This is a genomic window from Fructilactobacillus sp. X2R6C1 (genome assembly GCF_059901295.1).
On record NZ_JBWXUZ010000002.1, the window covers coordinates 116498 to 141190 of the forward strand.

Here is a 24693-nt window from a genome sequence, read left to right on the forward strand (position 1 = left end):
ATGGGTTTATTTGATATTTTTAAAAGTAAGAAGAAGGAATCTGACGACAACGAGAACGAAACCAAGCAGTCTAAAAGAGAAGATGAGAAAGCAAAGGCTACTGGTGACGACACCTCTGATCGAGGTGACCACTCTCAACAAACTGAAGAAAATGAAGTTAGTCAGAAAAATGATGGATCAAGTGAGAGTGAGAACGATGGAGCTGATGTTTCTGAAGAACCGGAAGAACAAACGCAAACATCAAAAGATGGTGTTCGAAGCACTGACGATAACAAGTCAGATGAAAAAGGCCAGTCTGTGGTTGATGCAGATCATTCTTCTAATAAAAATGAAGATGTCAAAGAGTCTACTGATGATGTAACTAAGCAGCCTGAATCAACTGAAAAAGCATACGAACATGGTCTGGCAAAATCACGGTCTTCGTTTGGACAAAAATTAAATGCGCTATTTGCTAATTTTCGCTCAGTTGATGATGATTTCTTTGATGATTTAGAAGATACGCTGGTTGAATCCGATGTTGGATTTGAAACTGCAATCCAACTAACTGATGAACTAAAAGAAGAGGTTAAATTAAAAAATGCCAAGAAACCAAAAGAAGTTCAAAATCTAATCGTCCAAAAGATGATCGATTTGTATGATGCACCAAGTGATAAAGATAGTTCAATCAAATTATCTCAAACTGGCCCAACTGTGATTTTATTTGTTGGTGTCAATGGAGTTGGAAAAACGACGACTATTGGTAAGATGGCCAATAATTTTAAAAAGCAAAATAAAAAGGTGCTTTTAGCGGCTGCTGATACATTTAGAGCGGGCGCCATTGAACAATTAGATGAATGGGCTAAACGTGATGGTGTTGATATTGTTAAAAAGTCCGCTGGTAGTGATCCAGCTTCGGTTGTTTTTGAAGCAGTAGATAAAGCCAAAAAAGAAAATTATGATGTTTTATTTGTTGATACAGCCGGAAGATTGCAAAATAAAGTTAATTTAATGAATGAACTTGCTAAAATTGATAAGGTCATTAAGCGTGAAATTCCAGACGCACCTCAAGAAGTATTGCTAGTGATTGATGCAACTACTGGTCAAAATGCTTTGAATCAAGCCAAGATGTTCAATGAAATCACTAACATTACGGGAATTGTTCTAACAAAGCTTGATGGAACTGCCAAGGGTGGAATTGTAATTGCAATCAAAAATAAGCTTAATATTCCGGTAAAGTTCGTTGGACTTGGAGAAACGGTTAATGATTTGCGTAAATTTGATTCTAAGAGCTTTATTGACGGTTTATTTAAGGGATTAATTCAAGACAATTAGTGGTGACTTTAGATGGACATTAAAAAGAATAATCGGATTAATGCTTTGTATGATTTTTATGGTGAATTACTCACTAAGAAACAGGCAGAGTATATTCAAGAATACTATGCAGATGATTTTTCGTTAGGTGAGATTTCAGAAAATTTCAATATTAGTCGCCAAGCGGTTTATGATAACATTAAAAGAACTGAGCAAATTCTTGAAGACTATGAAAGTAAAATGCACCTATATCAATTGTTTGTATTACGCAATCGGCAAACCGATGAAATTAGAGATTACGTTAAGAAGTATTATCCAAATGATGAACACTTAAATGAGTTGGTGGATCACTTAGAAACTACGGAAGAAAATTAGGGGTGAAAAGATGGCTTTCGAAGGTTTAACCGATCGATTACAAAAAGCTTTTAAAAACTTAAGAGGAAAAGGTAAGGTCAGCGAATCTGATTTGCGTGAAACAATGCGGGAAATTAGATTAGCATTACTAGAAGCGGACGTTAACTTTAAGGTGGTTCGTCAGTTTGTAAAGAGGGTTCAAGAAAAAGCTAAGGGCGCTGATGTTCTTGAAGGATTAAATCCGGCCCAACAAATTGTTAAGATCGTTAACGATGAACTGACTAACATGATGGGTGAATCTGCCACTCCGCTAGTTAAATCAGACAAGATTCCTACAGTCATTATGATGGTAGGACTTCAAGGAGCAGGTAAAACTACTTCAGCAGGTAAATTAGCTAAAAGGCTTAAATCTGAAGATAATGCGCGTCCATTAATGATCGCTGCCGATGTTTATCGTCCCGCAGCAATTGAACAGTTAGAAAAGGTGGGCGAACAAGTTGATGTTCCAGTATTTCAAGAGGGAACGGATGTTGACCCAGTACAAATTGTTCAAGATGGTTTAAAGGAAGCTAGCAAGAATAATAACGATTATGTGTTAATTGATACGGCCGGTCGGCTTCAAATTGACGAAAACTTGATGGATGAATTAAAGAATATTAAAAAGGTGGCCAATCCAAATGATATTCTTTTAGTTGTTGATGCTATGACAGGTCAAAATGCAGTTGATACGGCGGTCGGATTTAACGATGCTTTAGATATTACCGGGGTTATTCTAACAAAGTTAGACGGAGATACTCGTGGTGGAGCTGCTTTGTCAATCAGGGCTGTGACTGACAAACCAATTATGTTTGTTGGTCAAGGTGAAAAATTAGATGATTTGGACGTATTTCACCCAGATCGAATGGCTTCTCGAATTTTGGGAATGGGCGACATGCTCTCGTTCATCGAAAAGACTCAGAAAGAGTATGATGAAAATCAAGCTAAGGAATTAACCGAAAAAATCAAGGAAAATTCTTTTGATTTTGATGATTTTGTTGATCAATTAGAACAAATTCAAAAGATGGGTCCAATTCAAGATTTGGTTAAAATGATTCCAGGAATGGCTAATAATCCGGCATTGAAGAATTTAAACGTTAATCCCAAAGATTTAGACCACATTAAAGCGATTATCTATTCAATGACTGATGAGGAACGATCCAATCCGGATGTGTTAAATCCTTCAAGGAGACGTCGAATTGCTCGCGGATCGGCTCAACCGATTCAACAAGTCAATCGACTCATTAAACAATTTGATCAAATGAAGAAAATGATGAACAAAGTGTCTAATGGAAATATGTCGGGTTTGTCAAATATGATGGATTCTGCTGGAATGGGTGGAGGAATGACTGGTAAATTGTCGAATCTCGCCATGAAGCGGATGAGTCGCAAGATCAAAAAGAATAAAAAGAAGCGACGAAAAAATAAAAAAAGACATTAATTTCAGACTGTAAAGAAAAAAACCTTTACATCATTAATATTTATTGGTAATATTAGTAACTGTTAAGAAAACTATTAGGAGGTGTGTTTATGTCATTAAAAATTAGATTAAGAAGAATGGGTTCAAAGAAGCGTCCATTTTACCGTATCGTGGTTGCTGACTCACGTAGTCCTCGTGACGGTCGTTTTATCGAAAATGTTGGTACTTACAATCCATTAACTGAACCTGATCAAGTAACTTTAAAAGAAGAATCAATCATGGACTGGTTGGAAAAAGGTGCTAAACCTTCTGATACTGTTCGTAATATTTTGTCAGATGCAGGTATTATGAAACAATTACATGATGCTAAATTAGCAGCTAAGAAATAAGTGATTGATTATGGTTAATTTTGATAATTTAATTAAAACAATCGTTAAGCCATTAGTTAAATTTCCTGATGATATTAGTATTAATCATCAGGATACTGATCAATTTAGCGAATATATATTGTCTACCAATCCTAATGACGTTGGACGTATTATTGGAAAAAAGGGTCGAGTTGCTCAGACGATTCGAACCATAATTTATAGTGTTCACGTTAATGATGGAAAGCGAATTAAACTCGTTATTGATGATGGCAAAGATTAGCTCTTAGATAAAACTCGTTTTTATTTAAGAGTTTTTTTATAGAAATAGGTGAACTATGGATTACTTAGAAATTGGGAAATTAGTAAATACTCAGGGAATTAAAGGTGAAGTACGAATAAAACCTACTACTGATTTTATTGATCAACGCTTTAAAGTTGGTAATCTTGTTTATGTATTCCCCAAAGACGGAAAAATGGAAGAATTGAAGATTGACGGGGTTAGAAGCCATAAGGGATTTATTCTGTTGCATTTTTCTGGTCGCAATTCCATAAATGATGTTGAATACCTTAAACCTGCCATCCTAAAAATTACGTCGGAGCAAAGAAAAAATACTGACTTACAACCAGGCGAATATTTCTATCAACAAATTATCGGCATGGATGTTATCGATAAAGATGATAATAAAATTGGTGTAATAAGTGATATTATGGATATGCCTGCCAATGATGTCTGGGTAGTGGAGCGTAAAAATAAAGATGATTTGTTACTTCCAAAGATTGATTCGGTCGTAAAAAAAGTGGATATTCCTAATCATAAAGTAGTCGTTGAGTTAATGGAGGGAATGCAGTAACGATGAAGATCGATATATTGAGCCTTTTCCCTAATATTTTAAAGGGCCCTTTGAGTGAATCCATTATCGGTAAGGCCATTGAAAAAGAAATCATAAATATTGATATTACTAATTTTCGTGATTTTTCGACTAATAAACATCATAACGTGGATGATACCCCCTTTGGTGGGGGAGCTGGAATGTTACTTAAGCCTCAACCAATGCTTGATGCTTTTGCGCATTCTCAAGAAGTTTCAGAAAAACAGGGTTATTCATCTGGTAGAGTCATTTTAACTGATCCGGCAGGGAAAAAATTTGATGAAAACGATGCTGCAAATCTTGCCAAAGAGGACCATTTGACCTTTTTATGTGGTCACTATGAGGGCTTTGACGAACGAATTAAATCCGTAGTAACTGACGAGTATTCAATTGGTGATTTTGTCCTGACGGGTGGTGAATTGCCTGCGCTAGTAATGATTGATGCGACCGTTCGACTCATTAAGGGTGTCCTTGGTAATCAAGAGTCAGCTCCAGGAGATTCTTTTTCAAGTGGATTGCTTGAATATCCTCAATACACGCGACCAGCAGACTTTAGGGGATTAGAAGTTCCACCGATTTTAACTAGTGGTGATCATCAAAAAATTGATGATTGGCGACAGAAGGAATCTTTAAGAAAGACATATTTAAGACGACCAGATCTGATTAATTACAATAAACTGTCAAAAAGGCAAAAGGAATTATTGGCGGACGTTAAAATTGAGGAAGAAGATCGGTAAGTATTGAGTTTTTTGGTTTGTATGTTATAATTTTAAGTGGTCTTTTATGGCTAAATAAAACGGTATTCCGCTGTCGAGAAGATAAGAATGCTAGTTAGGAGAAATGATTATGCGTCAAAATAAATTGATTGATAAGATCAATAGTGATCAACTTCGTTCAGATATTCCTGAATTTCGTGTCGGTGATACCGTTACGGTTTCCGTAAAGGTTGTTGAAGGTAGTAACGAACGTATTCAGAAGTTTACTGGTGTTGTAATTAAACGTCACGGTTCAGGCATTCAAGCTACTTACACAGTAAGAAGAATTGCCAGTGGGGTTGGGGTTGAGAGAATCTTCCCATTACATTCACCACGAATTGCTAAGATTGATGTTGTTAGACATGGTTCAGTTCGTCGTGCTAAGTTGTATTACTTACGTGATCGTTCTGGTAAGGCTGCTCGTATTAAAGAAGCAAGTCGTAAGCATTAATTTTATGTAAAAAAAAAGAGTTCGCATTGCGAACTCTTTTTTTATTGGTCATCAACTTCTTTAGCAGTTTTAGTACCTCTTCGACTGTTGTATTCATACATTAACCAACCAACCAATGCAAAAGCTAGTGGTCCCACAATGGTCCAGAAGGCGGTGGTGTAATCATGAGTCAAGATTGGTTGAATAGCAGTAAAACCAATTCCTAACACTAGTACAACCAAGATAATGGTTACCATGATGTTAGTGACAATTCGGTTCTTGTAAAAGACAAAGGGACGAGGAACATTCTTTAGTTTCTTGAAGAATGGAAAAGCTCCAACTAAAAATAAGTAGGGGAAAGTTGTCGAAATATTAGCCATGTCAGTTAAAATTAAGTAAAATTGTTGAGCATTATTGCCACTGAAAGAAATGACAAAGATAACGGCAACAACGACAAATGCTTGAATCCACATTGCAAACCCTGGCATGCCATGTTTGTTTAATTTAACCACTTTTTTAGGCCATAAATCTGGATTGGATCCCTCAATAAATGATTTGATTGGGGAATATATCAGAACAAAGAAAGAACCTAAGTACGGAATAAACATCCCTAAACCGGCTACTCGAGCCATGAAGCGACCAAATTCCATTGCTGATCCGGCTGAAAAGCCAAGGGTTTTAGCGAAAACATAACCAAGGTTATTCATTAAAACGTAAGTGATGTTACCCAAGTTGACCGAACCCTTTCCGACAACTTCATGCCAGTTAGCTGTAATACCAACCAAAAAAATGGATCCAGAATAGATGACTGCCATGATGATTGCCGCAATGATGACCCCACGGGGAAAAGTCTTCGTAGGATTTTTGACCTTATCAACGACTCCACCAATTGATTCCATTCCTCCATACGCAAAAATCGCATAAACAACAAATGACATGATGGCGATTGGAGTTACGAATAATGGATTAGGGGATTGAATGAAACTTTTAGCGCCATTGACTGGCTCAGCAAGTTGGCCCTTATTTAAGACCCAAACAATTACTGATAAGATAGCAAAGATCAGTGGCAAAGCAATTGATAATACTCCACCGATGTTTGCAATCTTAGCAATTGAATCAAAACCATGACTCGCACACAAAGTAATAATTAAAATCCAGGCAATCCCGAGGATTCCAATTGTTTGCATTGGGGTAAAAATTCCGAACAAATGCCATGTTTGGGTTTTGTCCGTTCCGAAAATAATGTTAGAAAATGGGATCCAAACCTTAGAAGAAGTTGAGATCATCCAAATGATCCATGATGATAGCCAGATAAAGGTTCCGATGAAGGCTAAGCGTTCACCAATTGACTCTTTAAGCCAGGAATAAATTCCACCTTTAGCACTACTGAAAGTCGAACCATATTCGGCAAACATTAATGAAACCGGTAAGAAAAATACTAGTGCTCCAAATATGTACCAGATAATACTGGCGTAGCCCATTTGATCATAGGCGACGGTCGTATTACCAAAGCCAAATATCGCAGTGAGTATCATTAAAACTAAAGACATTAAGCCTAATTTACTTTGCTTTTTCCCTTTAGACATAAAGTCACTCTCCTTGATTAAATTTAATGGAAATACTAATAAAGTATACTCTCTTTTTTTATAGATTTAAATCTTGGTGATAGTTGAGAGGAGAGAAGTCCGTTGAGTTTGTAATCAAGTATTGACCAAGGTTCTTAAAGCTACGCAAAGCGAGTTTACTTGCTTTAGAACTGGCCTCATTAGCAAGCTGAGTTAGTTCAATTGAATCTTCAATTGAATCCAAGTCGTGGGCCTCTTGTTCTCCCTGCTGTAAAATTTGTTCGTATTGTTCGATTAAACTTTGTTGCACGTTTTTAAGTTTGTCACCAAATTCAAGGTAATGGGGGTCAACTAAGATTCCAACTAGCTTGAAGATCCAGTAAGCCGATTTAGGATCAAAATCCATCTTGACGTGGTACTTATATGCTTTGGGAGTATCAGAAATTCCCTCAAGAAATGGGACGTAAGTACTCTGAGCCGCTACACCCATAGCAAGCCAGTGAATTCCACCAATTTCAATTGGTAGATTAGGTTTGATTTGGAGCACGTGTGATTCTTGGGTTTTGGCTAAACTAATGGGACGAAATCGAGTTCGATCAGCTTCTTCGCCTGCACCAATAGGATCGAACTGAGTTCCCTGATAGTGTGAACTGAGCAACTTTTGGGCATCGAGTGCCGATATTAATTCTTCACTTTTCCTTGTAAAGGGGAGGTCTTGGGAAGTGGGATCCTGCTTGATTTCTGGGTTAAACATTTTTTGTCCGTACCAAACTCGAGGGGTGTTATAGTAGGTGTCTGATAAGTCATGGGTTCCAAAAATGTGTCTAAAGTTAAAACCAGAACGATCCGGATTTAAATTGTTTTTTGATACAAAGTCCCTAATCCCTGGTGACCACATGAAGTGATCATTATCTTTAAAGTTAACTTCTTCAATGGCCATTTGATTAGCAACGATGGCGTATTCATCGTCAGGAATTCTTTCAGCGATCCATTGGTGTCCGGAACCGATCTCTAAGTACCAAACTTCTTCTTTATCAGACATAAGGACTCCGTTGTTTTCATTGGCCCCATATTTTTCAACAATGTTACCAAGACGTTTGACGGCTTCCTTTGCGGAATGGACATAAGGCAAGACTACGGTTACCATGGCTTCTTCGCCGATTCCATCTTTTACAAGAGGATCATAACCTAGGACACGTGCGTTAGCGTACGTACTTTCAGTTGCACTCATAGCAACCCCATATTCGTTAATACCATCCTCTTCAAATAAACCGTCTTGGTCGGTCCATTCGGGAGTAGCAGTGTATTTTCCCCGTGTTTTTGGTAGCGGCATTTTGAAGCCGTTATCAGTTGATTTGAATTCCTGATCATCCTGATACTCCTTATGTTCATGGACAACAAATCGTTTTGGCCATGATGCTTTAGCATCTTCATTGCGACCAATTAAAGTGCTGCCATCAACCGTGGCATCTTTTCCAACTAAAATGCTGGTACATGCGGAATATTCATTAAAACTTGTCATTTAGATTGCCTCCTATTAAATCACATGTAAGTATTCTACCATATTGCCTTTGTTATGGTATAACTTCACGTTTGGTATGCTAAATTACTTAGGGTATAATTAACACATAACATTTATTTGAAAAAACGAGGGAAAATATGAGTAGCAAGCAATACATAATGGCAATTGATGAAGGAACGACCTCTGCTCGAGCAATGTTATTTGATCATGATGGCCAGATTGTGGGAAAAGTACAACGTGAGTTTAAACAATCTTTTCCTCATCCAGGGTGGGTGGAACAAAATCCAATTGAAATTTGGAATGCCGTTGAATCTGTGATTTCTGAGGTATTGATTAACTCTGAAGTTCCTCCCTATAAAGTGCGAAGTATCGGCATTACTAATCAACGTGAAACGACTGTAATTTGGGATAGACGAAGTGGAAAGCCCATCTACAATGCTGTGGTGTGGCAATCAAAACAGACCAGTGAAATTGCTGATCGGTTAATAACTGATGGTTACGCTGATTTAATTCACCAAAAGACGGGACTGATTGTTGATTCTTATTTTGCTGGTACGAAAATTAGATGGATTTTAGATCATGTAAAGGGATCCCAGAGACGGGCGGAGAATGGAGATTTATTATTTGGAACCATTGATTCATGGTTGCTATGGAATCTGACCGGCGGAACCGTTCATGCCACTGATTATACTAATGCTAGTAGGACAATGTTATATAACATCAACGATTTGAAATGGGATGATGATCTGTTAGAGCTCTTCGATATTCCTAAGAAAATGTTACCTAAAGTGAAACCATCGTCACACTTCTTTGGATATACGAAGGGATATTCATTTTTAGGGGTACAGATTCCAATTGCCGGAATTGCCGGTGACCAACAAGCATCATTATTTGGACAATTAGCATTACAACCCGGAATGACGAAGAATACTTATGGAACGGGTGCCTTTATTATGATGAATACAGGAAAAACGCCAAGGTTTTCTAGTAATGGATTGTTAACCACAATTGCCTACGGATTGAATGGAGAAGTTAAATATGCTTTAGAAGGTAGCATTTTTGTGGCTGGATCGGCAATTCAATGGTTAAAGGATGAGATGGGTTTAATTTCATCGGCTAAGGCCTCTGAGCAAATGGCTTATGATGCCAAAACGAGTGACGGAGTTTACGTAGTGCCAGCGTTTACTGGACTAGGGGCACCATATTGGGATCAGGAAATTCGTGGATCGATTTTTGGCTTGACATCATCAACGACACGTAATCAATTAGTTCGTGCGACCATTGAATCGTTAGGATTTCAAACAAAGGATGTTCTTGATACGATGGTAGAGGAGACTAAGATTCCGGTTAAATCACTAGTAGTAGATGGTGGAGCTGCTAAAAATGATTACTTAATGCAGTTTCAAGCCGATATTTTAAATGATCAAATTGAACGGTCATTAATTTCAGAGACTACGGCACAAGGAGCAGCTTATCTGGCTGGTTTGGCGGTTGGATTTTGGAAGGATATTGATGAAATTAAAAGAAGTAAGCGTGTTGGTACTTTTTTTGAATCACATATGAGTGACGATAAAAGAAAAAAACTATACAAGGGATGGAAGATGGCTGTGAGAGCTGCCAAGCAATTTGAATAATAAGGACTTATCAATATGAAATTACCTGAAGATTTTAAAAGTAAATATCATGATCTGTTAAAAGATGATTATCAAAGTTTTATTGATTCTTTTGATGAAGATTCTTACAACGCCTTTCGAACTAATCCGCTCAAAACTAAAGCTGATGTTCGTTTGGATATGACAAGCCCGATTTCCTATACCCAAAATGGTTATTACGGAAAAATTAGCGGGAAAACCGTCGAGCATCAGAGTGGTTACGTTTACAGTCAGGAACCATCTGCTATGTACGTAGCAGAGGTGGTTGATCCTAGTGTGGGAGATCAGGTATTAGACTTGTGTGCTGCCCCAGGAGGAAAGTCAACTCATTTGGCTGGTATGTTGAAAAACAAGGGCTTACTTGTATCAAATGAGATTGACCAGAGCCGAGCTAAGATTTTAGTTGAAAATCTTGAACGGTTTGGGGTGTGGGATCCTTTAATCTTGAATGAAGATCCAAATAACCTGTCAAAGCATTTTCCAAGGTATTTTGATAAGATCTTGATTGACGCACCATGTTCGGGTGAGGGAATGTTTAGAAAAAATCATGACGCAACAAAATACTGGTCAATTGATTATCCGAAAGAGTGTGCTGTGCGGCAAAAAGACATTGTAAGAGAAGCCGTTAAGATGTTAAAACCAGGTGGACAATTGATTTATTCAACTTGTACTTTTTCACCAGAAGAAGACGAACAGATAATTGCTTGGATCTTAGCTAATTATGATTTTAAGGCTCTCCCGATTAAGAAGTATGATGGGATGATCGACGGAAAACCGGAATGGGCGGATGGAAACGAAGAGTTAACTAAAACGGCTCGTCTGTTTCCTAACTTATTTAAAGGTGATGGGCATTTTATTGCCAAGTTGCAGAGTACAGATGTTGGAAAATCCAAAAAGATTAAGCATCAAATAAGTAACGTCTCAAGTAGTATAAAAAAAGAGTGGAAAGAGTTCTGTACCGTTAACTTTAAGCGCGATTTTTTGACAAAAGATCTTCTAGAATTTGGGAGTACCCTGTATTCATTTAATCCGGCAATCCCCGATTTAGATGGTTTAAAAGTAATGCGACCCGGAACGCCACTTGGAACGATTAAAAAGAATCGGATTGAGCCTTCGTATGCATTGGCATTGGCAATTAATCCTAATGACGTAAAAAACATCGTTAAAATTACTGATCAGCAGTGGCAGAGTTATGTCCATGGTGACACCGTTGCCGTGGATCCCAACTTAAAGAAAGGGTGGTACTTAATTCAATGTCGCGGAATGAGTGTTGGATTTGGTAAAGTCGTGAATGGGACGTTAAAAAACTTTTTCCCTAAGGGATTAAGGTTTAAAGCATGAGAAAATAAAAAGACCTTCGTTTTTTAAACGAAGGTCTTTTTATTTGCGTTGATTTAAGTAACTTTGTAATTCTGGACTGGTTACTGATTCACATTGACGCAGTTCATTAATGTTGTGTGCGCCTAGTGCGGTGAAAATGGACTTAATGCCAATAATCCAATCGTTAATCATTTTCACGGTCTTGTCTTCACCGTCATCAATTAGTTTCACCAAAATCTGACTCGCAATGCCAACAGCATCGGCACCCAAATACAATGATTTGACGATTTCCATGGGATTAGTGATGCCACCAGTTGCTACGATGTTCATGCTAGGAACTTTTTGGGATTCAAAGAGAGATTCCACCGTGGTAATCCCCCAGTCTTTAAAATAGTCCATTTCTTTTTGATGACGACGGAAGTTCTCAATTTGAGCAAAGTTAGTTCCGCCACGACCACCAATGTTTACATATTCAACTCCAAGGTCCAAAAGGGTTTGAATTGATTTAGAACTCATCCCGAATCCAACTTCCTTGACGATTACTGGTACTTTAATATTTTGGACAATGTTTGAAATATTGGATAGCCAGTTAAATGAATTTGATCCCTCGGGCATGATGAGTTCTTGAACTGAATTAACGTGGATCTCTAATGCATTAGCTTGAAGAATATCAATTGCTTGCTCAGCCGCTTTTGGGGTTGTCCCAGCACCAATGTTAGCAAAGATCAGTCCATCTGGGTTTTGCTTTCTAATGATCGAAAAGGTATCGATTAGTTCCGGATGTTTGATTGCTACACTTTCTGATCCCGAAGCCATTGCGATTCCACAGCGCCTTGAGATAGAAGCTAGGTGAAAATTTAATTTTTTGGTATACTCACTGCCACCAGTCATCGCTTCAATGTAAAAGGGGACCCTTAAAGACAGCGAGCCTAATTGAGTCGAGATATCTACATCCTGATATGTCATTTCAGGGAATGTTACTGGCATAAAATGAACCTGATCGAATCCAGCTTCAGATTCCGTATGGTGAAATTTTTTAGCAAGCGAGACGTGTTCATCTTTTCGATGTGACTGTTGGTTAGTCATTTGTTTCTCCTAATTATTATGAATCTTAAGGTCTAGTAGCTTAATTCCATGGCGGTTCCAATCGCTAACAAGATCATCGATATTATCATCCTTATTAATAATGACGATCCCACAATCACCACCACCAGCTCCCGAAGTTTTGGCTGCACCACCAAAATGATCGGCAATGTCAATTAATTCTTTTAGCTTGGGGGTTTCAATTTCAACGTTGGCAAATTCACCGAGTTTTAAAAGGAGTTTGCGGTTGTTTTCAATGTTCTTTTGGATCATTTCCAGATTAGAACTTTTAAAGCCATTAACAATATTTAAGACACACTCCTGACTGAAGTGAAGAAAGTCTTGATAAAGTTCAGAATTTCTGGCTTTTTTTAGCTCCACTCGATCAACTAGATTTGAAGTTGAAGCGGGTGAACCTGACCATCCAATTAATAATTGTAAATTCTTTGGTGCTGTTAGCGGCATAATTTTTAAACTAGGCCACTTTAAATCTAACAGTTCCACTAAATCCACATCTTTACGGGCATTGGCTAACCACTGTCGGTCAAATGAATGGTAAGCAATCCAACCGCCGAATACACTAGCAGCTACATCGCCTAATGAACCATTTCCTTGAACTTCAAAATGAGCAATTGCGGCTAGCTTGAAGAGTTGCATCGTAGAAAGGTTAATGTCGTAGAATTCGCATAAGGCTTTAACGGTTGCAACCGTGACGGCAGCTGAAGAACCTAATCCGTACTTACGTCCATCGGCACTATCGAGTTCACTATTTACGATTATATCGTATGTTTTTAAACTTTTATTGAGAGTTTCAACGTATTCTTCAGTTACTTTAATCGCTGAAATGATGTACTGAAAAGGATTATCACGATTATCGAAGACCATGCGATGGCCTAATCTCTTCCAATGGAGCATATTCTCATCGTACTGTTTCGAATAGATGCTTCCAAAATCTGAACTTGCTTTAATGCCAACCCGAACAAAGCGATCACATGCAGCGATGATAGCAGGGTAGCCGGTCTCAACTACTGCATATTCACCAGCTACGTACAATTTACCCGGTGCTTTTGCGGAAATCATGTAATTAATTACTCCCTTAATTTAAATATTCGATTCCAGGACCTGGAGTGGTAGCAACCACGTTTGATGATCCAAAAGTGCTTTTAAATCGATTTACAACTTGGTTTAAATTATCATGTTGGACTAACACTTTTACATTTGGACCAGCGTCAATTGTAAAATAGCAACTGATGCCATTGTCTCTTAATTCGTGAACAATTTGAATTGCTTTAAGTGTATCTCCATTAAAATATGTAAAAGCTGGATCGGAACTGAACGTGAGGGCGTGCATTTTCATGGCATTTTCCTCAGCAGTGTGGCCCATTAAGTCGAAGTTATGAGTACGAATTGCTTTTCTCATCGTGGTCATGTCATGACTAGTAACTTTTTTCCATGATTGATAGTAAGGGGAGGTGGACTTAGAAATTTTCATACCCTCTCTACTAGAAATCTTTTTTTCGTTTCGATTAATAATAACAGCTACTAGGTTAATGTCCCAATCAATGTCTTCTTCAATTGGAATGGCAAAGGAAGTTTCGTCACTATGACCCTTTTCCCATTTGACGAAACCGCCAAAAATAGAGCGTGTTGCTGAACCTGATCCTCGTCTAGCGAGCCTAGAAAGATCTTTTTTAGAAAGATTCATTCCAATGGCTTTACTAGAAGCGGCAGCGAGAGCAGCAAACCCTGAAGCAGATGAAGCAAGCCCAGCAGCAGTAGGGATATTGTTATTTGTCTTAACATGGGCGTGAATATCAACATTGGCTTTTTTTCGAACGATGTCAAGAAAACTGACAATCTTTTTTCCTTCCGAATCATTAATTAGATGATTGTTAAAAGTGATTTGATCAGAACTTAGAGATGGGTCAAAGCGAACTTCAGTATCGGTATAGAAGTCATTTAAAGTTAAAGACAGGCTACTGTCTTCTGGAATAATGAGTTGACTATTGGCCTTCCCCCAATATTTGATTAGTGCAATATTAGTATGAGCACGAGCCTTCTGGGTTCTATAGATATTAGTATTGTCGGACATAATAAATCTCCTTACTTCATTTCATTTAATGATTGGACCCAAACTCCTTGTGCTCCACTTTGTTTAAGGGTTGTCTTGATTTTTTGCGTGGTGGTTTTAGAATCTGACAGAGCAATAATGCATCCACCGAGTCCGCTTCCCGTTAGTTTAGCACCGAGGGCACCCGCCTGATTAGCAGCATTTACCAGGGTATTAATTTCTGTTGAACTAACTCCCAATTTTGAAAGATCATTTTGGGCCAGATTCATTAATTTGCCGGTTTGTTTGAGTTTATTGTATGTCAGAGAATGTTTAGCTGCTTCAGCTAAATCCCCGAGGTCGTTAATTAAATCATTCGTATTTTGAAAGTTATGGTCCATTTCATCTCTTACCATTGAAACCGCCGTGGAAGTATTACTTGAGATACCAGTATCAGCAATGATGAGATTTCCTGTGCTTGAAACGGGGAAATCATAAAACTGACCTTTTTCAAATAAGATGGGATTAAGTGCGCTGACGGTTTTAGCGTCAATTCCACTTGGATTACCATGAGTTATCTTTTCCTCTACATCGGTAAATTTCTTAAGCTGGTTAGCGTTTAGTTGATGATTAAAGAAATGAAAAAAGGCTCTGGTAACTGCACTAGCGGTTGCAGCGGATGAACCCATCCCTCTCCCCAACGGAATTGCACTATCAATTTTGATATTAATTGGGATGTTATTAGGATTTAATGATTGGTTAAGACGATTAATAAGTGTCTGTAATCCATTCATTGAAGAAGGGAGAGCACTAATTGGACCATGGTAGTATTTACTGAATAGTTGATTGTTACCATCAGAAGTAATGGTGGTTTTCACTTTAATTTGTGGCACAGGAAAAACAATCGCAGGCTTTTGGTAGACGGCACTGTGCTCACCTAAAAAAATTATTTTTGCATGACTCAACCCGGTTGCAGTCGTGTTCATATTTCAATCGCTCACTTTCCAAACATACCTATTTTATCATAATTTAGAACATGACCAATATATTTTAGAATACTTTACTAATGATTAAATGTTGGTTTATATAAATATTAAGATAAATGTAGTAATATTGTAGTGGAATTAGTTTTAAAGGTAGGTGAGACAGGTGCCCAAGAATACAAAATATGCAGTCGTTGACATGGAGACAACTGGAACGGATGTCTCTAATGGTGACCAAATTATTCAATTTAGTTGTACTTTTGTTCAAGGTGGTCAAGTGGTCGATTCCTACTCAACATATGTTAATAATGGTGAAGCGATTCCTAAAGATATCACCCACTTAACTGGCATTAACGCCCAGACAATTAAAGGAGCACCAACGTTTGATCAGGTTGCTCCCCATATTTATAAGATACTGAGTGGTACTGTCTTCGTTGCCCATAACGTTAATTTTGACTTTCCGTTTTTAAATGCGGAATTAGAAAGAGTGGGTTATCCTGAGTTAGATATTAAAGCCATTGATACGGTCACGTTGAGTCAAATCTTTTTTCCGGAATTAACGGGATATCGATTAAAGGACTTAAGTCATCATTTTGGGATTTCACACACCCATCCGCATTCCTCTAAAAGTGATGCTGACGCAACTGCTCATTTACTGTTAACAATCATGAAGAAGATTGAAAAATTACCCTTAGTGACAATTCAGTCTATTCTTAAGGTTCATCCGGATCTCCCTAGAGATACGGTTCAATTTATTGAAGATCGTGAAGAGATTAAGCGGGAACATTTAAAGAATTTGAATTCGCAATATGTGGTTGTAAATGGGATTGCGCTAAAAAACCAAGTACCATCCTATTCAATCTCAGAGCACAATTTGATAAAGTATCCTAGGACTAAGAAGCAGAAAGAACGCCAATTTATGGGTAAGTTAAATTGGCGAAGTTCACAAAGTAAAATGATGAACTTAATTTATAATAATTATCATGATAAAGAAAAACCCACCTATAATTTATTAATTGAAGCACCAACCGGGAGTGGGAAAACCCTGGGATACCTGGTTCCAATGGCTTATTTGGTTAATGAAGGTGAACAGCTGGTGGTCAGTACTTCTACCAATGGACTTCAGGAACAGTTGTATTCTACAATTAAGAGTCAACTAGAACCGTTACTTAATACTAGTTTTGATGTTGCCATGTTAAAGGGTGTCAATCATTATATTAATCTAGAACGGTTTAGCAAAACACTTCAATTTCACGATAAATCTAAACAGTCACAATTCATGAAAGCACGAATCTTGGTCTGGCTAACTGAGACAAGCACGGGTGATCTTGACGAATTAAATCTTCCCAATGAAGTTCCATTTATTGATCAAATTAATTATCAAAATTCTCATGTGGAGACGGATAAGAAGAACTCTTTTCTAGATGTTGACTTCTTACTCGCTCAATTGAAGAGGGTGGAACGTGCTGATATTGTTATCGTTAACCATAATTATCTTTTTGAGAATAGTCGTCAATTAAGTAATTACATGACTTCAAAGCCATACTTAGTGGTTGACGAAGCTCATAAGCTTGCTGACGTTGCGTTTTCATCGCAAGAAAAAGTCATTAAATTCAATACTTTAAAGAAAAATATTGGAAGGGTTAAGAATGATTTATTTCAAACCCACGGATTAAATTTAAATGAAATCTTTTCTGACGATATTGATGAGTTAAATCGACTTAATGGGTTAGATTCCCAGCTAGATGCTATTTTTGATACAAATCAGTTGATTTTACAGGATTTTAGGGTAAAATTCATGAAACCTGTTACTACTAGGCGTTCTGAGTCTTCGATTAGTGCAAAAGAACTACTTCAATTTGTGAAAGACCATCAGGATCAAATAAACCATTTGACTCATATTAACGTAAAATTAGAAGAATTTATAAATACTTTCAAAAAGTTAGTTAAGAAGGAAAAGAACCGTTGGACGATTTCTGATCGAGCTTTGATTGAGAAGTTTGAACGTCATTTACTTACAATTACTGATTACATTGATAGTGTTAACGTGGACCAAGTTAGGCAAAGGGTTAGTGAGCGATCCTCTTTTTACTGGATCTATTATACAGAGGATCTAGATCCTAATCATGTCATCCTCATGACTGGCGATTTTGCTTCCAAAAATAAGTTAAAAGAAAATATCTATCACTATTTTAAGCCAGCAATTTTTACCGGTTCGACGTTGTTTACATCAAAAAAGTCACAGTATATTTTTGATCAGCTTGATTTAAGTCGGAGTGATACGAGAATGAAACGGCTAAAATCTTCTTTTGATTATTCCAAGCAAGCTGAAATGATGATTTCTGAAACGACACCGATGCCACCTAGTGTAGATAATGATGAATATATCTCTTATCTGGCTAACTCAATTTGGAAGCTTATCAACGCTAATGCAGTACCAACGCTAGTACTGTTTAACTCATTGGATATTTTGAAAAAAGTGTACGAAAAATTAGATCAGAACAATAACGATAATTTTATGATTCAAGCCGCCGGTGTTTCTGGGAGTCAAGAAAAAATGATCAAAAGATTTGAGTCAACCAAGGATGCAGTTCCAGTAATACTTGGAGCTAATGGTTATTTTGAGGGTGTTGATTTTTCGGATAATTTACTCAAGCAACTCATTATTACCCGGATACCGTTTGAATCTCCCAATAATCCGGTTGTTTCAAGTCGGGCTAAGTTTTTAAAGGAACAAAACAAGAATCCATTTTATAATTTTGACTTACCAGAAGCTATTATCAAAACTAAACAAGGGGTGGGAAGATTGATTAGAAGCTCAACTGATTATGGTATCATTAACTTTTTGGACAGTCGTTTGATTGACAAACGGTATGGTAAGCAAATCATCGATGCGCTTCCCTCTGATTTACCAATTAAAACGGGGTCGATCGCTAAGATTGTTAAAGATGGTCAAGATTTCTTTAATAAGAGGGATTAATTAATTATTAAACAAGGAAAGTTTGCTATAATGATGCATGTAAAAGCTAAATAAAAGAGGAATTTTCATGTACAGAGAACAATTAAAACGAAAAAGGACTCATCGGATTCGATGGATAACTGTTGCGGTGATCGTTCTAATCATTCTGGGTGTTATTATTTTCTTTCATGTTGCTAAAGCACCCCAATTACGAGCTCGTTCTCATGTCACTACGGTAGCAGAAAATAGTGCTGGATTTCATGATATTAATCATTTCTACTCGTCTAATTTAAATAAGACATACTATTCAGTTGGTGGTTATAATAAACAGAATCAGTATGCGTATGCCATCTTACCTAAGAACGGGAAAAGTATGCAGGTAGTTACCCAAAAGAGTGGGATTACACAACAGGAAGCAGAAAAGACGGCTCAAAAAATTGGGAAAGCCTCTAAGATTATTAACACCGGGCTTGGGATTTATCAGGATCAGCCAGCCTGGGTGGTTTCCTATTTAAATCAGAACAATCGAATGAACTACGTCACGGTAAATTATAAGACGGGCAAGATTGTGCAAACTATTAAGAATTTGTAATGATGAATTATTGAAGGAGGAATAAAATGAGTGAAAATTTAAAGCGCTATTTAGAAAGTGGTTCAATTAGCGTTTCTGGTTTTTTATTGCAGCATTTCTCTGAGTTGGGGATGAGCCCAACTGAATTAGTGGTCTTCTTGGAGTTAGTACTAGCTCGTTCTAAAGGGGATTTGTTTCCAAGTGCTACTGAGTTGTCGAAAGCAACTGGTTTAAAAGAAGACGATATTTATAATTTATTACATCAATTAGTTACTAAAAAGATTATCAACATTTCTAGTACGAAGTCTGGGAAGGACGAATATAAGTTTGATCTTTTAAATCATAAAATGGACAAGTTGCTTGATTCTACATCGTTAGTAAACACTAATAATCATGCTCAAAAAGAGCGTAACAAGCAAAGTAATGATATTAAGGAACGAAAAGGATTATTTAAAAAAATTCAAGAAGAATTTGGGCGACCATTATCTTCAATTGAGTTGGAAACGATCAATCAATGGCTTGAACAAGATCATTACTCACCAAAGATTATTGAGTTAGCACTTAAAGAGGCGGTCCTAAGTCAAGTTTATAGTTTGAAGTATATGGATCGAATTCTTTTGAATTGGCAGCATCGCAACATTAAAACCTCTGCACAAGTTCAGGAAGCCAATGAACAGCGACAGAGAAATTTAAACAGTGATCAACCAAGAAAACCAAAACAAAATATTCCGATTTTTAAAATTAATCAATAGTGCGTAGATAAAAAATATCTACGCATTTTTTTGACTAGGGTGATAAAATTTAAATAAAAAGTTAAAAGTTACTTTAACTTAATCAAAAAACAAAAAAGACCCAAACAACAAAAACGGATAGGTCTTAAATGAATATTTAATTTATTGATTTGGAGTAGAAGTACTTGAAGCTTGGCTATTATTAGGAGATGGGGCGCTCTGACTATTATTGTTATTATCGACATGACTTTCAATATTTTGTTTAGCATTGTCAATAACACTACTGGTCTTTTGATTTGCAGAATCATCGTTAGGCTCTTCAACCTTAGAACTAGACCCCGATGACGTCTGACTTGAACTAGAATTATCGTCAGATGATGATGAACTGTTGGATTCTTTTGAACTTGATGAATTTGAGACAACTGAACGATTCTTGGATGCTTGTCCAGATTGACTAGCATTATTAGCTGAAACCGCGGTTCCCATGTGGCCTTCGATATAGTATTCGTTTACGCCATCTCGTTTGGTTTCAATCACATTATCCGGCTTCTGCCAATCAATATTAGGTTTATTAGCAGATGCCTGTGACATTACTTCTTTGTAGTAGGTTTGAGCAATTCGTGTTTGTGGCTCGGAAATATAGTTTCCAGGTTTGAACTGGTGGTCATATCCGGTCCAAATAGAAAGTGAGAAATTCTTCGTGTACCCACTAAACCATGAATCCATTGATGATTGGTCAGGCACTTTCTTAATCCAATCGTCTGGATATTGGGTAGTACCAGTTTTACCGGCTTGATAAAGTCCAGGGATCTTAGCAGCAGTTCCAGAACCATTAGGGGAAGTCATGACGCCTTTGAGCATGTCATTTATCATAAAGGCAGTATCTGGTGACATGGCTCGATGCCCCTTAGGACTGTATTGCTTTTCAGCTCCGTTGACATTAACTACTTTATTGATTAAATATGGTTTGTAATACGTCCCACCATTTGCAAATGCAGCATACGCAGCTGCTTCCTGCTCTGATGAGATATAGGCACCAATTCCGTTTTGTAGTTCAAGTGGTTTATTAAATGTCATTCCTAATCCAGCCAAAAAGTCTTGTGATCGTTGGATTCCAACCTGTTGAAGGGTCCTGATTGCAGGAATATTACGTGATTCAACAAGTGCTTTTCGCATCGTGATGGTACCTTCATGCTTATTGTCAAAGTCTTGAAGTTCTTTATTTGTTCCGGGATACGTGAAGGGCGTGTCTTGAACGGCTTGATAAGTTGGCCATTTTAAGTATTCAATTGCTGGTCCATAGTCCATTAGTGGTTTCATAGTTGATCCACTTGAACGATCGGTTTGAATTGCACGATTTAATCCAAAGGCAATTTTTTGTTTTCTTGATCCAAGCATCGAAACCACTTTACCGTTATTGGAATTTACCATCGTGGCACCAATTTGGAAGTTATTGTTAGGAAATTGAATGGGTGAGTTGGGATCGTTGGCCAGTTTATACATTTGTTTTTGAGTGTCCATATTCAAATTTGTATAAACCTTATTTCCAGCATTTAATTTGTATCCCTTTTTGTCTAGTTCTTGAACAACTTATTGGATATAGGCATCGGCATACTTCTCATTTTTTGCGTATGGAGACGAATTTGAATTGTGTTGTTTAACCAGACCATCTTGAATACTGGTCTTTTCAGCTTCACTAGCTTGCTCCTTAGAAATCACTTTATTGTTAGCCATTGCTTCTAGAACTTGATTTCTTCGTTCAGTTGCTAACTTAGGATTTGTATAAGGATTATATTGAACAGGAGCTTGAGGTAAACCAGCCAAAAAAGCCGTTTGTGGGAGGTTAATCTTCTTTAATGGTTTATTGAAATAATAATCGGAAGCAGTTTGCATTCCGTAAGCATTATTACCCATGTAAACCTTGTTGATATAAAACTCTAAAATTTGTTGTTTACTATAATCATGGTCGACTTTGACCGCTAACCAGGCTTCTTGAGCCTTGCGTTTTAGCGTTTGGTCCGAGGCCTTAGTCGAAAAGACTGATAATTTGACTAATTGTTGGGTAAGGGTACTGCCACCTTGTAAACCACCTTGGCCACGAAGATTTGAAAAGGCTGCTTCAACAATTCTGGCAGGATCAACCCCATGATCCTTATAAAAATGACGATCTTCAATTGAAATAATCGCATTTTTTAGGTTATCAGGAATCTGATCTTGTTTCACGTAGTCCCGATTTTGGGCACCTAAACGTGAAATTATCTTACCACTTGAATCATATATCGTCGTTGAATTATCACTAGAGAGGGTATTATAAGATATCTTTGGAGCACTAGCTGCATAGTAAGTAAAAAGCCCTGCTCCACAAATAAATATGGCAACGATTACTGCTAAAATCCATAAAATGATTTTTTTCCAAAGTTTCATCTTTTTCCTTCTTGGTCGCTGATGATGCTTAAACCTTTGTACCCTAGAAATATTTTCATCTGAATCAGCCATTAGACTTCTCCTTTACATATTGTTCTTATTATCGATAATTTGATCAACCGCTCTGAGGTATGGAATCAAGGGTTGAAGATGGTACTTAATTTGGTACGCATTCTCCTGAAGCTCTATTTTTGAAATTGACTTTCTTCCGCCCTGATTTTGTCGGTCCCAATAATAGAATAGATTCGGTCCTTCAAGCACAAAAAGTTCATTACTTTTAACAAATTTTATCATTGCAAAGGTGATCCCACCTAATTTGGTGCATTTTTTCATGTGTTCAATTTGATGTTTATGAAAGTTACTAAGAGGAAAAGAAGTGGTACTAGTAGTTTCTTTAGCATCGAAATCAATATATTTGCCCCGATAAATACCATTATAGTCAGTTGTAGAAGCATGCTGGAAATATGCTTCCTTAATAACGGCTGCACTACGTTTGGGGTAATCAACATTTACAATTTGAACTGGAGTAGGTTTTTTATGAACCACTGCAATATCCCTTTCCAAATAATATTTGTTGCTTTCATTTAATTCAGCTTCAAGGGACATCCCCCGATCACCGTACTTAATGGTAGATTTATTTTTTTTAATGATAAGTTTACTTGATTTACTGGTACTTCGATAGGAATTACCGTTAGGATAATGGAAATTCATTGTATAACCTCAATTCATTTATTAAAAATGATCATGTTATCATATACGTAGTATATTATAGCAATTGTAGGTAACTTGGAGAAATAATTATTGAAAGGTGGATAGAAATGAGCCGCGTTTGGGTATCAGGGTACCGGAGTTATGAATTAGGAATCTTTCAAAATGATGATCCTAAGTTAAAAATTATTAAGCAAGCTTTGTTTGATCAACTTTCACAGTTAATTGAAAATGGATGTGACTGGATTATCACCGGCGGACAGCTCGGGATTGAACAATGGACAGCCGATGTTTCTAAGAAACTTCAAAAAAAGTATCCACATGAATTTCAATTAGCAGTAATGTTACCATTTAAAAAATTTGGGTCAAACTGGAATGAAGATAATCAAGCAAAATTAAATCAAGCAGTTTCTAAAGCTGATTTTTCAAATTCAGTAAGTGATCATCCGTATGATTCACCTAAACAACTAAAAAATTATCAACGATTTATGCTCACGCATACAGACCAGTCATTATTAGTGTATGATCCAGAAAATGAAGGTAAAACTAAGTATGACTATCAAGCTATTCACCAGTTTCAAAAAAATCATGCATATCCGATGCAATTGATCGATTTTGATCAGTTACAAGATCTTGCTGATGATTATCAAAGACAGTTAAATGATGACTTTTAGTTTTATTTCTGATAGAATAGAACTATGCGGAAATGATTGGTGAGGTGTGCATTAATGGAAAATATTAATTTTACTCCAAAACAAATTCTACAAAAGGAATTTAAGCAAAAAATGCGGGGTTACGATCCTGCTGAAGTTGATACTTTCTTGGATAGTATCATTAAGGACTATGAGACTTTTCAACGTGAGATTGATCAGTTAGATCAGGAAAATCAAGATCTAAAGTTAAAAGTTGACGAATTATCTCGTCAAGTATCAATGGGATCGAGCACACAAAGTACTCAACGTCCTATCGAACGTTCAAGTGCTCCTCAACGGGCACCAGAAGAAACAACTGCTGAGCCAACTAAACCTGCTGAGGAAGCATCAAAGAATACTGCTTCAAGTCAGCCGGCTCAAGGTCAGAATCCTACTGACATGGATATCTTAAAACGGTTATCCAGCTTAGAGCGTCGTGTATATGGCGAGGATTCAGATAAATCTAATAGGTTTTAAAGACTTGGTGCAGGTCCTGAGTAATCGCGGTCAACAATTGTTGGCTGAGGAAAGTCCACTCTCGCACAAGCTGAGATGCTTGTAGTGTTCGTGCTCGGTGAAAAAATAAGCCGAGGGATCATTGATTTGATTACGGCGAAAGAAAGAACTAAGGCAATTGCTATGCTCTAGTATTTCATAAAGTGCCACAGAAACGACTAATTTGAGAAATCAAATTATTGGAACGCAGTAAACCCCGCGAGCGGGAAACCCAAACTTTGGTAGGGGAGCTTCACACACGGAAATTGAACCAAGTGTGGGGGAAGAACAATTTGTTCTTGAGATAGATGATTACTACTTAACCACTTTTTCCTGAAATTGTGGTTAAGCACAAAACATGGCTTATAGGGGCCTGCACCATTTTTCAGGTTGAGTGGGATCTTCCCACTCTTTTT

At 37.3% G+C, this 24693-nt stretch carries 22 protein-coding genes, 1 other RNA gene and 1 pseudogene; 16 read left to right on the forward strand and 8 right to left on the reverse strand.

Annotated elements, in window-relative coordinates; genetic code table 11:
• From ftsY to rplS, 8 genes are all read left to right on the forward strand, one after another.
• Positions 1–1311 carry a signal recognition particle-docking protein FtsY gene (gene ftsY / locus AC6UDF_RS02645; protein WP_500693718.1) on the forward strand — a complete coding sequence of 437 codons (1311 nt, stop codon included), beginning with the start codon at positions 1–3 and terminating at the stop codon, positions 1309–1311.
• A 12-nt stretch (positions 1312–1323) separates the two neighbouring features.
• Positions 1324–1665 (forward strand): putative DNA-binding protein, encoded by a 342-nt coding sequence (locus AC6UDF_RS02650; protein ID WP_500693719.1) that lies wholly within the window; start codon positions 1324–1326, stop codon positions 1663–1665.
• A 10-nt stretch (positions 1666–1675) separates the two neighbouring features.
• Positions 1676–3121: a signal recognition particle protein gene (gene ffh / locus AC6UDF_RS02655; RefSeq protein WP_500693720.1), complete on the forward strand. Its 1446-nt coding sequence runs from the start codon at positions 1676–1678 to the stop codon at positions 3119–3121.
• Positions 3122–3210: 89 nt separating this feature from the next.
• Entirely contained in the window at positions 3211–3489 is a 279-nt protein-coding gene (rpsP, locus tag AC6UDF_RS02660) for a 30S ribosomal protein S16 (protein ID WP_500693721.1), read from the forward strand.
• Between the two features lie 10 nt (positions 3490–3499).
• Positions 3500–3748, forward strand: coding sequence for a KH domain-containing protein (locus AC6UDF_RS02665; RefSeq protein WP_500693722.1), 249 nt, complete (start codon positions 3500–3502; stop codon positions 3746–3748).
• A 55-nt stretch (positions 3749–3803) separates the two neighbouring features.
• A complete protein-coding gene (gene rimM / locus AC6UDF_RS02670; RefSeq protein WP_500693723.1) occupies positions 3804–4319 on the forward strand; it encodes a ribosome maturation factor RimM in 516 nt (171 codons plus the stop codon).
• A gap of 2 nt (positions 4320–4321) precedes the next feature.
• Positions 4322–5074, forward strand: a complete 753-nt coding sequence (gene trmD, locus AC6UDF_RS02675; RefSeq protein WP_500693724.1) for a tRNA (guanosine(37)-N1)-methyltransferase TrmD — start codon at positions 4322–4324, stop codon at positions 5072–5074.
• A gap of 109 nt (positions 5075–5183) precedes the next feature.
• Positions 5184–5543, forward strand: coding sequence for a 50S ribosomal protein L19 (rplS, locus tag AC6UDF_RS02680; protein WP_500693725.1), 360 nt, complete (start codon positions 5184–5186; stop codon positions 5541–5543).
• A gap of 41 nt (positions 5544–5584) precedes the next feature.
• On the opposite strand, the gene yjeM is transcribed toward rplS, so the two are convergent.
• Both yjeM and AC6UDF_RS02690 read right to left on the reverse strand, forming a co-directional pair.
• A complete protein-coding gene (yjeM, locus tag AC6UDF_RS02685; protein ID WP_500693726.1) occupies positions 5585–7108 on the reverse strand; it encodes a glutamate/gamma-aminobutyrate family transporter YjeM in 1524 nt (507 codons plus the stop codon).
• 58 nt (positions 7109–7166) lie between these two features.
• Positions 7167–8609, reverse strand: coding sequence for a C69 family dipeptidase (locus AC6UDF_RS02690; RefSeq protein WP_500693727.1), 1443 nt, complete (start codon positions 8607–8609; stop codon positions 7167–7169).
• Positions 8610–8746: 137 nt separating this feature from the next.
• Between AC6UDF_RS02690 and glpK the strand changes: the two genes are divergently transcribed.
• Both glpK and AC6UDF_RS02700 read left to right on the forward strand, forming a co-directional pair.
• Positions 8747–10243 (forward strand): glycerol kinase GlpK, encoded by a 1497-nt coding sequence (gene glpK, locus AC6UDF_RS02695; RefSeq protein WP_500693728.1) that lies wholly within the window; start codon positions 8747–8749, stop codon positions 10241–10243.
• Positions 10244–10258: 15 nt separating this feature from the next.
• Positions 10259–11602 (forward strand): RsmF rRNA methyltransferase first C-terminal domain-containing protein, encoded by a 1344-nt coding sequence (locus AC6UDF_RS02700; protein ID WP_500693729.1) that lies wholly within the window; start codon positions 10259–10261, stop codon positions 11600–11602.
• 39 nt (positions 11603–11641) lie between these two features.
• Here AC6UDF_RS02700 and fni read toward each other — a convergent pair whose 3' ends face one another.
• Genes fni through mvk form a run of 4 tightly spaced genes read right to left on the reverse strand, consistent with a single transcriptional unit; the run spans position 11642 to position 15700 of the window.
• Entirely contained in the window at positions 11642–12667 is a 1026-nt protein-coding gene (fni, locus tag AC6UDF_RS02705; protein ID WP_500693730.1) for a type 2 isopentenyl-diphosphate Delta-isomerase, read from the reverse strand.
• A 9-nt stretch (positions 12668–12676) separates the two neighbouring features.
• A complete protein-coding gene (locus tag AC6UDF_RS02710; protein ID WP_500701065.1) occupies positions 12677–13744 on the reverse strand; it encodes a phosphomevalonate kinase in 1068 nt (355 codons plus the stop codon).
• Between the two features lie 16 nt (positions 13745–13760).
• Positions 13761–14756, reverse strand: a complete 996-nt coding sequence (gene mvaD, locus AC6UDF_RS02715; RefSeq protein WP_500693732.1) for a diphosphomevalonate decarboxylase — start codon at positions 14754–14756, stop codon at positions 13761–13763.
• Positions 14757–14767: 11 nt separating this feature from the next.
• Positions 14768–15700, reverse strand: coding sequence for a mevalonate kinase (mvk, locus tag AC6UDF_RS02720; RefSeq protein ID WP_500693733.1), 933 nt, complete (start codon positions 15698–15700; stop codon positions 14768–14770).
• Between the two features lie 163 nt (positions 15701–15863).
• Between mvk and AC6UDF_RS02725 the strand changes: the two genes are divergently transcribed.
• The 3 genes from AC6UDF_RS02725 to AC6UDF_RS02735 all read left to right on the forward strand — a co-directional run bounded on the left by AC6UDF_RS02725 (position 15864) and on the right by AC6UDF_RS02735 (position 19979).
• Entirely contained in the window at positions 15864–18677 is a 2814-nt protein-coding gene (locus AC6UDF_RS02725) for a helicase C-terminal domain-containing protein (protein WP_500693734.1), read from the forward strand.
• A 67-nt stretch (positions 18678–18744) separates the two neighbouring features.
• A complete protein-coding gene (locus AC6UDF_RS02730) occupies positions 18745–19248 on the forward strand; it encodes a cell wall elongation regulator TseB-like domain-containing protein (RefSeq protein ID WP_500693735.1) in 504 nt (167 codons plus the stop codon).
• A gap of 26 nt (positions 19249–19274) precedes the next feature.
• Positions 19275–19979, forward strand: coding sequence for a DnaD domain-containing protein (locus AC6UDF_RS02735; RefSeq protein WP_500723804.1), 705 nt, complete (start codon positions 19275–19277; stop codon positions 19977–19979).
• 141 nt (positions 19980–20120) lie between these two features.
• Here the strand turns inward: AC6UDF_RS02735 and AC6UDF_RS02740 are convergent.
• Together AC6UDF_RS02740 and recU are read right to left on the reverse strand one after the other, a co-directional pair.
• Positions 20121–22454 (reverse strand): annotated as a pseudogene (locus AC6UDF_RS02740) (PBP1A family penicillin-binding protein).
• Between the two features lie 12 nt (positions 22455–22466).
• Complete coding sequence (gene recU, locus AC6UDF_RS02745; protein ID WP_500693738.1) at positions 22467–23093, reverse strand: Holliday junction resolvase RecU; 627 nt, start codon at positions 23091–23093, stop codon at positions 22467–22469.
• Between the two features lie 107 nt (positions 23094–23200).
• Here recU and AC6UDF_RS02750 point away from each other — a divergent pair, with 107 nt between their 5' ends.
• From AC6UDF_RS02750 to rnpB, 3 genes are all read left to right on the forward strand, one after another.
• The gene (locus AC6UDF_RS02750) at positions 23201–23764 is read left to right on the forward strand and encodes an SLOG family protein (RefSeq protein ID WP_500693739.1); all 564 of its coding nucleotides are present in this window, start codon (positions 23201–23203) and stop codon (positions 23762–23764) included.
• A 54-nt stretch (positions 23765–23818) separates the two neighbouring features.
• On the forward strand, positions 23819–24259 hold the full coding sequence (gene gpsB / locus AC6UDF_RS02755; RefSeq protein ID WP_500693740.1) for a cell division regulator GpsB: 441 nt from the start codon (positions 23819–23821) through the stop codon (positions 24257–24259).
• Between the two features lie 12 nt (positions 24260–24271).
• Positions 24272–24648, forward strand: an RNA gene (gene rnpB, locus AC6UDF_RS02760) — RNase P RNA component class B.
• Positions 24649–24693 lie beyond the last annotated feature (45 nt).

Excerpts from the sequence above, each read along its gene's own strand:
- ftsY (WP_500693718.1), top strand. The coding sequence starts at position 1 with ATGGGTTTATTTGATATTTTTAAAAGTAAGAAGAAGGAATCTGACGAC.
- AC6UDF_RS02650 (WP_500693719.1), top strand. The coding sequence starts at position 1,324 with ATGGACATTAAAAAGAATAATCGGATTAATGCTTTGTATGATTTTTAT.
- ffh (WP_500693720.1), top strand. The coding sequence starts at position 1,676 with ATGGCTTTCGAAGGTTTAACCGATCGATTACAAAAAGCTTTTAAAAAC.
- rpsP (WP_500693721.1), top strand. The coding sequence starts at position 3,211 with ATGTCATTAAAAATTAGATTAAGAAGAATGGGTTCAAAGAAGCGTCCA.
- AC6UDF_RS02665 (WP_500693722.1), top strand. The coding sequence starts at position 3,500 with ATGGTTAATTTTGATAATTTAATTAAAACAATCGTTAAGCCATTAGTT.
- rimM (WP_500693723.1), top strand. The coding sequence starts at position 3,804 with ATGGATTACTTAGAAATTGGGAAATTAGTAAATACTCAGGGAATTAAA.
- trmD (WP_500693724.1), top strand. The coding sequence starts at position 4,322 with ATGAAGATCGATATATTGAGCCTTTTCCCTAATATTTTAAAGGGCCCT.
- rplS (WP_500693725.1), top strand. The coding sequence starts at position 5,184 with ATGCGTCAAAATAAATTGATTGATAAGATCAATAGTGATCAACTTCGT.
- yjeM (WP_500693726.1), bottom strand. The coding sequence starts at position 7,108 with ATGTCTAAAGGGAAAAAGCAAAGTAAATTAGGCTTAATGTCTTTAGTT.
- AC6UDF_RS02690 (WP_500693727.1), bottom strand. The coding sequence starts at position 8,609 with ATGACAAGTTTTAATGAATATTCCGCATGTACCAGCATTTTAGTTGGA.
- glpK (WP_500693728.1), top strand. The coding sequence starts at position 8,747 with ATGAGTAGCAAGCAATACATAATGGCAATTGATGAAGGAACGACCTCT.
- AC6UDF_RS02700 (WP_500693729.1), top strand. The coding sequence starts at position 10,259 with ATGAAATTACCTGAAGATTTTAAAAGTAAATATCATGATCTGTTAAAA.
- fni (WP_500693730.1), bottom strand. The coding sequence starts at position 12,667 with ATGACTAACCAACAGTCACATCGAAAAGATGAACACGTCTCGCTTGCT.
- AC6UDF_RS02710 (WP_500701065.1), bottom strand. The coding sequence starts at position 13,744 with ATGATTTCCGCAAAAGCACCGGGTAAATTGTACGTAGCTGGTGAATAT.
- mvaD (WP_500693732.1), bottom strand. The coding sequence starts at position 14,756 with ATGTCCGACAATACTAATATCTATAGAACCCAGAAGGCTCGTGCTCAT.
- mvk (WP_500693733.1), bottom strand. The coding sequence starts at position 15,700 with ATGAACACGACTGCAACCGGGTTGAGTCATGCAAAAATAATTTTTTTA.
- AC6UDF_RS02730 (WP_500693735.1), top strand. The coding sequence starts at position 18,745 with ATGTACAGAGAACAATTAAAACGAAAAAGGACTCATCGGATTCGATGG.
- AC6UDF_RS02735 (WP_500723804.1), top strand. The coding sequence starts at position 19,275 with ATGAGTGAAAATTTAAAGCGCTATTTAGAAAGTGGTTCAATTAGCGTT.
- recU (WP_500693738.1), bottom strand. The coding sequence starts at position 23,093 with ATGAATTTCCATTATCCTAACGGTAATTCCTATCGAAGTACCAGTAAA.
- AC6UDF_RS02750 (WP_500693739.1), top strand. The coding sequence starts at position 23,201 with ATGAGCCGCGTTTGGGTATCAGGGTACCGGAGTTATGAATTAGGAATC.
- gpsB (WP_500693740.1), top strand. The coding sequence starts at position 23,819 with ATGGAAAATATTAATTTTACTCCAAAACAAATTCTACAAAAGGAATTT.